The 9,874-nt window shown below is 73.3% G+C and carries 8 protein-coding genes and 1 pseudogene; 5 read left to right on the top strand and 4 right to left on the bottom strand.

Annotated features, from left to right (window positions below):
* From ABD844_RS14850 to ABD844_RS14840, 3 genes and pseudogenes are all read left to right on the top strand, one after another.
* A pseudogene (locus ABD844_RS14850) lies at positions 1–765 on the top strand (hypothetical protein); the annotation flags it as partial.
* A complete protein-coding gene (locus ABD844_RS14845) occupies positions 755–2,224 on the top strand; it encodes a serine/threonine-protein kinase (RefSeq protein WP_344877161.1) in 1,470 nt (489 codons plus the stop codon). The pseudogene ABD844_RS14850 and the gene ABD844_RS14845, both read left to right, overlap by 11 nt.
* 481 nt (positions 2,225–2,705) lie before the next feature.
* Positions 2,706–4,151 carry a hypothetical protein gene (locus ABD844_RS14840; protein ID WP_344877159.1) on the top strand — a complete coding sequence of 482 codons (1,446 nt, stop codon included), beginning with the start codon at positions 2,706–2,708 and terminating at the stop codon, positions 4,149–4,151.
* A 201-nt stretch (positions 4,152–4,352) separates the two neighbouring features.
* Here ABD844_RS14840 and ABD844_RS14835 read toward each other — a convergent pair whose 3' ends face one another.
* The 3 genes from ABD844_RS14835 to ABD844_RS14825 form a co-directional block, all read right to left on the bottom strand.
* Complete coding sequence (locus tag ABD844_RS14835; RefSeq protein WP_344877157.1) at positions 4,353–5,777, bottom strand: PH domain-containing protein; 1,425 nt, start codon at positions 5,775–5,777, stop codon at positions 4,353–4,355.
* A gap of 137 nt (positions 5,778–5,914) precedes the next feature.
* Positions 5,915–6,406 (bottom strand): PH domain-containing protein, encoded by a 492-nt coding sequence (locus ABD844_RS14830; RefSeq protein WP_344877155.1) that lies wholly within the window; start codon positions 6,404–6,406, stop codon positions 5,915–5,917.
* Complete coding sequence (locus ABD844_RS14825) at positions 6,403–6,630, bottom strand: hypothetical protein (protein ID WP_344877153.1); 228 nt, start codon at positions 6,628–6,630, stop codon at positions 6,403–6,405. The genes ABD844_RS14830 and ABD844_RS14825 overlap by 4 nt, the downstream gene beginning before the upstream one ends.
* 109 nt (positions 6,631–6,739) lie before the next feature.
* Between ABD844_RS14825 and ABD844_RS14820 the strand changes: the two genes are divergently transcribed.
* On the top strand, positions 6,740–7,975 hold the full coding sequence (locus ABD844_RS14820; RefSeq protein ID WP_344877151.1) for a sensor histidine kinase: 1,236 nt from the start codon (positions 6,740–6,742) through the stop codon (positions 7,973–7,975).
* A 35-nt stretch (positions 7,976–8,010) separates the two neighbouring features.
* The gene (locus tag ABD844_RS14815; RefSeq protein WP_344877149.1) at positions 8,011–8,679 is read left to right on the top strand and encodes a response regulator; all 669 of its coding nucleotides are present in this window, start codon (positions 8,011–8,013) and stop codon (positions 8,677–8,679) included.
* Here ABD844_RS14815 and ABD844_RS14810 read toward each other — a convergent pair.
* Positions 8,661–9,737 carry a phosphotransferase family protein gene (locus ABD844_RS14810; protein WP_344877147.1) on the bottom strand — a complete coding sequence of 359 codons (1,077 nt, stop codon included), beginning with the start codon at positions 9,735–9,737 and terminating at the stop codon, positions 8,661–8,663. The two genes, ABD844_RS14815 and ABD844_RS14810, sit on opposite strands and share 19 nt — an antisense overlap.
* Between the last annotated feature and the right edge of the window lie 137 nt (positions 9,738–9,874).

Raw genomic sequence — 9,874 nt, 5'->3', positions numbered from 1 at the left:
CAGCCCGCGGCCCGGCCCGACCCGCGCGTGGTCGCGCAGGCGCTCGGGCAGGTCGCCGCGGGCGGCCCGGTCCCGCGCCTGCCGGTCAACGCCGACGTGACCGCTCCGGCCAGGATCGGGCGGCGCGGGCGTACCGTGCTCTGGGCCGTCGCCGCGGCGGTGGTGGTGGCCGGGGCGGGCGCGGCCGGGTTCGTCCTGCTCGACGGCGACGGGGGCGGCACGCCCACGGCGTTCACCGTGCCGATGGACGTGTGCACGCTGATCGGGCCACAGGAGGTGGGCGCGCTGTTGCGTACGCAGAGCCCGCCAGAGGCCCAGCCGGGCTCCGACGAGGAGGGCCCCGAGTGCGGCTGGTCGATGACCGGCACCGGCGTGAGCCTCCAGGTGCAGAAAGACTCCGACACCGTCGACCCCTGGACGATGACCGAGCCGTCGGCCCGCAGGCTGTTCCAGAACCAGCAGCGCTTCTGGTCCAAATACGACTCCATCGACTGGAGCTGGCCCGAGATCGGGGTGAAGAACGCTCAGCGGACCGCCCGCACCCCGGTGCGCCAGATCGCCGGGCTGGGGCAGGAGGCGTTCGGCTTCGAGCTGAAGGGCCCCACCGGCCGGGTCCACTCGTCCGTGATCCACTACCGGCTGGCCAATCTGGTGGTGAGCGTCCAATACTCGGCGCTGGGCGACCGGCCGACCGACGACGACATCAAGCAGTCGGCGCTGAGAGCCGCGCAGGCGAGCGAGCGGACGTTGCGCGATGCCGGGTGACCTCTACTTACTGGCGGGCCGTTACCGGCTGATCGAGCGGCTCGGGCAGGGCGGCGCCGGCACGGTGTGGCGGGCCATCGACGAGACGCTCGACCGGCAGGTCGCCGTCAAGCAGGTACGCGTGCCCGAGGGGCTGACCTCGCGCGAGCACGCCGAGTTCGCCGACCAGGCCATCCACGAGGCCAGGTCCGCCGGACGGCTGCGCGATCCGGCCATCGTGCTCGTGCACGACGTCGTCCTGGAGGGCGGCCAGCCATGGATCATCATGGACCTCGTCACCGGCCGCTCGCTCGACAAGGTGATCAAGGCGCAGGGGCCGCTGCCCCCGGGGTTCGTGGCCGCGGTCGGGCTGCGCGTGCTGTCGGCGCTGGAGGTCGCCCACGCCCACGGCATCCTGCACCAGGACGTCAAACCGGCAAACATCCTGCTCGACGCCGACGGCTCCGCCATGCTCACCGACTTCGGCATCGCCGCGCCGATGAGCGGGCAGGGCAGCAGGTTCGGCGGCGCGGGCTCGCCAGGTTACATGGCCCCGGAACGCCTCAACGAGGAGCCCTCGGGCCCCGCCTCCGACCTGTGGTCGCTGGGGGCCAGCCTCTACACCGCCGTCGAGGGCCGCGGGCCGTTCGAGCGCGAGCTGCCCGCCGCGGTGGCCGCGGCGGTCCTGCTGCACGAGCCGCCGTTCCCCGCCAGGGCCGGGCGCGACCTGGGCCGCCTGCTCATGGCCATGCTGGCCAAGGATCCCGCGGTCCGGCCCTCGGCGGCGCAGGTGCGACAGGCGCTGAGCGGGCTGAGCCGCGGTGCCGCGGCCTCCCACGGCGACCGGCGCGCCGCCCGTCCCCGCAGGTGGATGCTGCCGCTCGTGCTCGCCGCCGTGGCGGCGCTGGGCGGTGGCGGCTGGTACGCGGCCACCGCGCTCGGCGGGCTTGGCCAGGAGACGGGCAGGTTCGCCAAGGCGCCCGACCCGTGCGCGCTCCTCACCTCCGCCCAGGCCGCGCAGCTCACGAAGGGCACCCCCGAGCGCACCCTCACCAGGCCGGGCGAGTGCCAGTGGCTCGTCCGCCGCGAGACGGGGGCGGCCCACCGCCTCGTCGTACGCGCCTGGGCCGAGCTTCCCACCGCCGACCTCGGCGGGCCCCAGGTGGCCGAGCGCCGCTTCGGCAGCGAGAGGAGCACCCGCGCCGCGGCCGAGGGCGCCTCGGGGTCCGACAACGCCGGCGGAGTCAGGGACGTCGCCGGATTGGGGGAGACGGCGATCGTCCAGAACCGCTTCCGTTTCGCCATGAACAGCACGGAAAGCGGCACATCCGACAGCACACTGCTGTTCCGGACCAGTAATCTGCTGGGCGAGGTGATATGGCGACGCGAGGACGTGAAGGCCGACGCCGACGTGGCCGACGAGGACACAGCGGTCGCCGCCGCCCGCCTGGTCGCCGCGGCGCTGGCGAAGGCGGAATGAGGCGCGAACGACATGAGGGCCGACAGCGCTGCGACCACCTCGCGAGGCGCCTGGCCGGCAGGTCACCTCGCAAGTCAGGGCAACCCCAGGAGTCTGCGTGAATCCCGGTAGCGAGTACGACCCGCCCCCCACCCCTTACCAGGTGCCGGGCGGGCAGTCCGAGCCACCGGGCAGGCCGCCCACGCAACCGCCCGCCGGGCCGTTCGCCCATCCGCCCGCCGGGCCGCCGGGCCAGTGGCCCGCCGGGCCACCCGGCCAGCCACAGGGTCAGCCACACGGTCAGCCTCATGGGCCGTCGCACGGTCAGCCGTACGGTCAGCCTCATGGGCCGTCGCACGGTCAGCCGTACGGTCAGCCACAGGGGCCGTCGCATGGTCAGCCTCAGGGACAGCCGCACGGTCAGTCACAGGGGCACCCGCCCGGCCAGCCTCAAGGGTGGCCTCCCGTGGCGTCGTCGGGGATGCCCGAGACGATGCCCCCCATGCCCCGCCCGCCCCGGCAGGGACGGCCCGCCTGGTTGGTGCCCACGCTGGCGGCCGCGCTCGTCGTCCTGGTGGCCGCGGCCGGGGTCGGCGCCTTCCTCCTGTACGGCAAGGTCTCCGGCATCGCCCTGCCCCCCGCGTCCACGGAGTCATCGCCCGCCGGCCGGTCCGCGGACAAGCCCGCCGCTGCCGCGACCGGCGTGGACGTGTGCGCCATGCTGCCGGCGGACGAGGCCGACCGGCTGGTGCCCGACGCCACCGTGGGCAAGTCCTCCAGAGACGGCGACTACACGGTCACGTTCTCCTGCGACTGGGTGAACCAGCGCATCTCGTTCGGGGAGTTCTGGCGCAGCCGCGAGATCGACGTCAAGATCGACCAGCACAAGGGCGAGGGGGCCAAGACCGGCCGGTCCATGGCCCAGAACTCCTACGAGATGGACTACCGGAGCGGCAAGTTCAGCGAGACCGCCAAGCCGTCGCTCGACCCCGAAGAGAAGGAGTACATCTCCCCGATCAAGGAGATCCAGGGCGTCGGCGACGGCGCGTTCGCGCAGTACACCTGGCGACGCGACGGCACCCACCTCTGGTACGCCTTCGGCACCGCCCACGCCCGCGTCGGCGACATGACGATCGAGGTCGAGTACCAGGCCAGCCAGCAGCGCAAGGACGCCCAGATCCTGACCAACGAGGGTACGCAGGCCGTCACGGAGGAGAACGCCATCCGCGAGGTGAGCGGCCTGATCGCCCACTTCGTCAAGGGCGCGGCCGCCTGGCAGGCGCAGCACCCCGGCGTGCTGGCCAAGCCGGAGCCGTCGGCCGGGGCGACCCGGTCGCCGAGCGTCCGCCCCACGCCCTCGCCCACCGTGCTGGCCGACTTCCCGGCCGAGTGCGGCGCGGTGACTCCGGCCGCCACCCGCCTCGTGCCCGAGCCGACCACCCGGGCGCGCGGCACCGTGGTCGGCGCCGACAGCCAGACCGAGTGCCGCTGGCTCAACCTCGACCTGTCCGGGGGCGAGGGCGTCAAGAAGATCCGCAGCGTGCTGATCACCGTGCACCGGTTCACCAACCGGGCGGGCGCGGTGGACGAACCCGCGGCCAAGTCGTTCTACGCGAGCGAGTACGGGCGCGCGAAGGGCACCGCCGGATCCGCCATCGGGCCGATCACCTGGGGCAAGCTGACCGAGGTCGAGGACCTGGGCGACCAGGCGCACCGGCAGTACGTGCAGAGCCGCAGCGGCGAGGTCTCCGCCTCCAGCGGGTCGATGGTCGTCCGCGAGGGCGCCAGCGTGATCGAGGTCGACTTCTCCGGCCACCAGCGCCCGGAGGGCGCGGCCACCAACTCGCCCAAGGTCGAGTTCATGTCGGAGAAGGAGGCCATGGAGGGCGTTCGCATCGTGGCCAAGGCGTACCTGGACGGTCTCGCGGGCCGTCCCGAGGGAAACTGACCCCTCTTCCTTCGTGCCGGAGAGCCCTCCTGACCCGGAGTTCGCGGCGGCAGTTAATGAGGCTGCAACCCGCTTGCAAGTGAGACAAATACCGTTATATCTGCAAGCACTTGAGCCGCGCGATCACGTTTGTCCAGTACAGGGGCATGGGCAAACCGTAGGAGATCACGCGGCTCACTTCTTTTGTGCGACGGGCTTCCGCTACGAGGCGCCTTCACGGATCAGGAACGGGTCCAGCAGCCCGGGGACCGCGTGCGCGGCCAGGTCGAGGCCGTCGGCGCGGCCCACGTCCACCACGTCGTAGTGCCCCCTGCCCGCCGCCGTCGTGGCCGACACGGTCAGCAGGCCGGAACGGCGCTGGAAGAGCGACTCGGTGATCGTCCAGCCTGCGATGCCGCGGCGGTCGAGCGCCACCGTACGCCGCACCACGGCGCCCCTCCTGGCGACCAGGTGGCGCGGCCCCAGGGCGTGGCCGAGGCTCGCGGCGCCCGCCACGGCCAGCCACATCCCGTACGCCAGCGTCACCGCGGGCACCAGCCACACCCAGCCGCGCGCCCAGTCCCAGGGCACGAGCGCCGCGCCCGCCGCCATGACGGCCGTCGTCACCAGGGCCCTGACCACCCGCCTGCGCCGGGCGGCGGCCGGGTGGGGCGCGAGCGAGGGCAGGCCGGTGCCGGAGACCCGGGCCGCCACCCGTACGGCCAGGGCGCGGGGGACCGGCGGGGTGAGCGCGGCGGCGTCCTCGGTCTCGTCGTCGGCCGCCTTGCCCAGGCCGGTGGCGATCGTCCGTACCCGGGCGCCGCCGCCCAGCCGCAGCAGCAGCGGCTCGGTGATCTCCACGCCGCGCAGCCTGCGCTCCTCCAGCGTCAGCGAGCGGGTGGTCAGCAGGCCGCGGCGCAGCCGGAGGCGGCCGGGCTCGCGCTCCAGCCGGTAGTGGCCCCACGACTCGGCGAACAGCAGGACCGCGCCGAGCACCCCGACCGCCAGGTTGACCCCGAGCAGCAGCGGGACCGCCACCAGCGGATGCGCCGTGATCCACTCCCACGCGCCGGTCGCCACCCGGGTGGTGAGCCGCTTGGCGCCGAACGAGTCGAGCACCTTGTACAGGGCGCCGAGCACGACCGCCGCGCCGGTGAACGTCCACACCGACAGGGGCGCGTAGCGGATCCACGACCAGCTCAGCTCCGCCAGCGGGCCGTCGGCGGGCTCTTCCGCCGCGTCCTGGTGCAGCAGCGTGCGGCGCAGGGCCTCCGCGTCGCGCCTGCTCAGCGGGTCGAGGACGAGTTCGGATCCGTCGGCCGCGTGCTCGCCCGTGCCGACCTTGACCACGCTCAGGCCGAACGCCCTGCGTACCGGGTCGGCGCGGAGGTCGACGCTGCGCACACGGTCGCGGGGGACCGAGCGGTGCTGGCGGGTGGTGAGGCCCGAGCGCAGCTCCAGGCGCTCGTGGGTCAGTCGCCAGCGGGTGGTGCGCAGCCTGAGCAGGTCGTACGCGACGACGACGGCGACGATCAAGACCGCCGCCCCGGCGCACGCGGCCACGATGCCGCCCGCCGGCCAGTCACGGCCCACCAGGAACCGCGCCAGCGGGATCGCGGCGGCCACCACGATCGCCAGCGACTTCACCCCTGACGCCCACGGACTCCGCCCGGCCAGCCCTCGCCACCCGTCGTCCGGCCCGCCGGGCGGCTCACCGACCGGCCCACTGATTGGCCCACTGATTGGCCCGGTCGCGGGGCCGGGGAGGGGACGCGCTGCCGCGCTCACGTCGCGTCTCCCGGCGTGGCCTGGGTGATCGCGGTCAGGCGTTCGGCCAGCTCGGCGGCCACCTCGTGATCCAGCGCCTCGATCTTGACCGCCCCCGCCGACGAGGCCGTGGTCACCGTGACGTCGGCCAGTCCGAACAGCCGCTGCACCGGCCCCCGCGCGGTGTCGACCCGTTGGATCCGCGACATCGGCGCCACCCGCCACGTGTGCGTCAGCCAGCCCTTGCGGGTGTAGACCGCCTGGTCGGTGACCTCCCACCGCTCCACCCGGTACGAGGCGCGCGGCCCCACCACGGCCAGCACCAGGCACCCCGCCGCGAACACCCCCGCGACGACGCCCAGCCAGAGCGCCCGTTCCGTGAACATCCAGTACGCCGCCACGGCAGCCCCCGCCACCGGCACCATGAGGATCAGCCACTGCACCGTCCACCACGGGACCGCCCGCGGATCGGCCCGGTTGCGGGGCGGCCGGAGCCCGGTCGCGCTCATTCCCCGCCCTCCCCCCGCCGTACCGACCCGGCCACGGCCAGCAGCGCGAAGCCGAGCACCCCGATCACGATGGACGCGAACACCTCATATCCCTTCAGCATCGGCAGGAGGTTGACCACGAGCAGGTCGTGGGCCCACCGCCACCATCCCAGCAGGGCGTTCACCAGGCCGCCCACCCCTTGGACGAGCAACAGCCAGCCGAACACCGTCAACACCGCTTGCATGGCAACAGCCTCGCCCGGCCGCCCGGCCTCCCGCGTCGTCCGTCGGTCTCGTCCGGTACCGACTTTGGTCGCTGTCATCTGCCCGCGACAGGCCGTAACCTCGATGAACGTGACGGAACTGCGGGGAGACGGCGCGCACGCCCACGAATACCGGTGGGCGCTGCCGTCCGTGCTGCTCGGCGACCCCCGTGAGGGTCGGCGCGTGCGGCGCTCGACGCGCGACTGGATCGTCGACACACTCCTGTTCCTGGTGGCCTGCGGCTTCACGTTCCTGTCGCTGGCCGAGCTGGAGAGCCAGCACCAGCCGGAGCCGCTGGTCGCCATCGAGCAGGTGATGGGCGCGCTGGCCTGTGTCGCGGTGTGGGCGCGGCGCAGGTGGCCGGTCGCGCTCGCGATCGTGACCGCGCTGCTCGCGTCCTACCTGGAGTTGGTGGGCGGCGCGTCGGTGGTGGCGCTGTTCACGGTGGCGGTGCACCGGCCGTTCAAGATCTCCGGCCCCGTCACGCTGTTCAACCTCCTCACCTTGGCCCCGTACATCCTGCTGCGACCCCAGACCGACCTCGACCGGATGGAGACGGGGGCGCTCGGCGGGGCGATCGTGCTGACCGTGTTCGCGTGGGGCATCGTGATCAGGGCCAGGCGGCAGCTCGTCTGGTCGCTCAGGGAGCGGGCCGACAGCGCCGCCGAGGAGGCCAAGCGGCTCGAACGCGAGCGCATCGCCAGGGAGATGCACGACGTGCTGGCCCATCGCATCTCGATGCTGAGCCTGCACGCGGGCGCGCTGGAGTTCCGGCCCGACGCGCCGCCGGGAGAGATCGCCAGGGCGGCCGGGGCCATCAGGACCAACGCCCACCTGGCGCTGCAGGACCTGCGGGAGGTGATCGGCGTGCTGCGCCACTCGGCCCCCGACGGCGACGACGTGGTGCCCGACCGGCCGCAGCCCACGCTCGCCGACCTGCCCGCGCTGGTGGAGGAGTGCCGCCAGGCGGGCATGGACGTACGCTTCGAACCGGCCGTCGGCGACGCGCCCGAAGGGCTGGGCCGCAACCTCTACCGCATCGTCCAGGAGGCGCTCACCAACGCGCGCAAGCACGCGGGCGGGGTGCCGGTTACCGTCAGCGTCGAGGGCGAGCGGGGCAAGGGGCTGTCGGTGGAGGTGCGCAACCCGTTGTGGGCCCGCCCCGGCGCCCGCATCCCCGGCGCCGGGGCCGGGCTCATCGGGCTGACCGAGCGGGCCGAGCTCGCGGGCGGCCACCTGGAGCACGGCGCGACGCCGGAGGGGGAGTTCGTGGTGAGCGCCTGGCTGCCCTGGCCGGTGGAGGCGACTCAGGAGGTGGACGCGTGAGCGCGGCCGGGGGACACGACGTGGGAGGCGGGCGGATGACCACACAGGACGGCGGGCCGATCAGGGTGCTGATCGTGGACGACGACGCGATGGTGCGGGCCGGGCTGGCGATGATCCTCGGCGGCGCGGGCGACATCGAGATCGTCGCGGAGGCGGGCGACGGGGCCGAGGTGCCGCCCCTGGTGACCGCGTACCGTCCTGACGTGGTGCTGATGGACATCCGCATGCCCGGCATCGACGGGCTCACCGCCACCGAGACGCTGCGCCGCGCCTCGGAGCCGCCCGAGGTGGTGGTGCTGACCACGTTCCACGCCGACGCGCAGGTGCTGCGGGCGCTGCGGGCGGGGGCGGCCGGGTTCCTGCTGAAGGACATCGCGCCCGGCGACCTGGTGGCGGCGATCAGGAGGGTGGCCTCGGGCGAGCCGATCCTGTCGCCGCCGGTGACCCGGCAGCTCATCGCGCACGTGTCCGACGGCGGGGCCGACGAGCGCGGCGAGCGAGCCAGAAAGCTGCTCGGCCGCCTCAGCGAACGCGAGCGGGAGGTGGCCACGGCCGTGGGCAAGGGCAGGTCGAACGCCGAGATCGGGCGCGAGCTGTTCATGAGCGTGCCCACGGTCAAGGCGCACGTCTCGCGGATCCTCACCAAGCTCGACCTGAACAACCGGGTCCAGGTGGCGCTGCTGGTCTACGACGCGGGCTCGTAGCCGGTCAGCAGGCGTTCGATGGTGGCCCGGTGCAGCACCAGGTCGTCGGGGTCGTCGGGCATGGGCTGCTCGCCGAAGTGGATGCGCCGCCGCCAGACCCTGGCCATGATGACGCCGTGGCGGAGCGCGGCGTACAGCTCGTAGAAGTCCAGGTCGCGGGGCTCGTGGCCGGTCAGCTCCCGATAGGTGCGGCAGACGTCGTCGCGGAGCATGAAACCGGGCAGGCCGGGCAGGCCCGCGTCCTTCGTGAGGTCCTGGAAGAAGCGGTGCAGGAAGATCATCCAGGAGAGGTCCAGCTCGCGCGGCCCGACGGCGGCCATCTCCCAGTCGAGCACCGCGACCGGGGCGAAGTCCCTGAACATCATGTTGCCGATCCGGGCGTCGCCCCAGGTGAGCACGTCGGGGCCGGGGTCGTCCGGCCAGGTCGCCTCCAGGCGGGCGAACGCCCGCTCCAGCAGCGGGATGCGGTGCCCGCCGTGCGCCCACTCGTAGTAGGCCCGCTGGGCGTCGACGTGGGCGCGCAGCCCGGCGGGGCCGAAGGGGGCCAGTTCCCTGGGCGTGAACGCGGTCTGGTGCAGCGCGGCCAGGACCCGTACGCTCGCGTCCTGCAGCCTGCGCCGGTCGGCGGGGGACGCGTCGTGCAGCCAGCCCCCGAACGTGTACGGCATCACGTCCGCGGGGACGTCCCCCTCGGCGCGCTCCATGACGAGGAACGGCGTGCCGAGCGGCTCGGGGTCGGGCTCGTACCAGAGGGCGCGGGGCGCTGGGATCCCAGCTTTTTCCCTGGCCAGGCGCATCACCTCGAACTGGGCCCCCAGGTCGTACGTCGGGAAGACCGGAACCGCCCCGGGCGCAGGTGCGAGCCTGGCTACGCAGCGCGTACCGTGTCCGTCCCAGGTGGCGGTGAAGAACAGGGTCTCGCTCGAGAGTCCGTTCTTCGACGGCCTGGACATCTCCGACACCGCGGCGCTCGGGCCTACCTGGGAGCGTAGCCAGGCGGTGGCGCGTTCCCGCAGTTCCGCGAGGTCACGGGTGGAGGTGCGCAGTTGCTCGGTCATGACCGGCCTCCCGGGTGGACATGAGCCCTTTGACAGTCGTATACCGCCTAGCAAGCGCTTGTCCATATACGGGTGGCCGTTACGGTCAGGTACGCAACAGCCGTACCCTTGTCTGAAAGGGCATGTCGCGAAGGGAC

This window comes from Nonomuraea antimicrobica, from assembly GCF_039536965.1.
Classification (GTDB): Bacteria; Actinomycetota; Actinomycetes; order Streptosporangiales; family Streptosporangiaceae; genus Nonomuraea; species Nonomuraea antimicrobica.
This window is presented reverse-complemented; position numbering and strand designations above follow the sequence as displayed.

Excerpts from the sequence above, each read along its gene's own strand:
- ABD844_RS14825 (WP_344877153.1), bottom strand. The coding sequence starts at position 6,630 with ATGCAAGCGGTGTTGACGGTGTTCGGCTGGCTGTTGCTCGTCCAAGGG.
- ABD844_RS14815 (WP_344877149.1), top strand. The coding sequence starts at position 8,011 with ATGACCACACAGGACGGCGGGCCGATCAGGGTGCTGATCGTGGACGAC.
- ABD844_RS14845 (WP_344877161.1), top strand. The coding sequence starts at position 755 with ATGCCGGGTGACCTCTACTTACTGGCGGGCCGTTACCGGCTGATCGAG.
- ABD844_RS14810 (WP_344877147.1), bottom strand. The coding sequence starts at position 9,737 with ATGACCGAGCAACTGCGCACCTCCACCCGTGACCTCGCGGAACTGCGG.
- ABD844_RS14830 (WP_344877155.1), bottom strand. The coding sequence starts at position 6,406 with ATGAGCGCGACCGGGCTCCGGCCGCCCCGCAACCGGGCCGATCCGCGG.
- ABD844_RS14840 (WP_344877159.1), top strand. The coding sequence starts at position 2,706 with ATGCCCCGCCCGCCCCGGCAGGGACGGCCCGCCTGGTTGGTGCCCACG.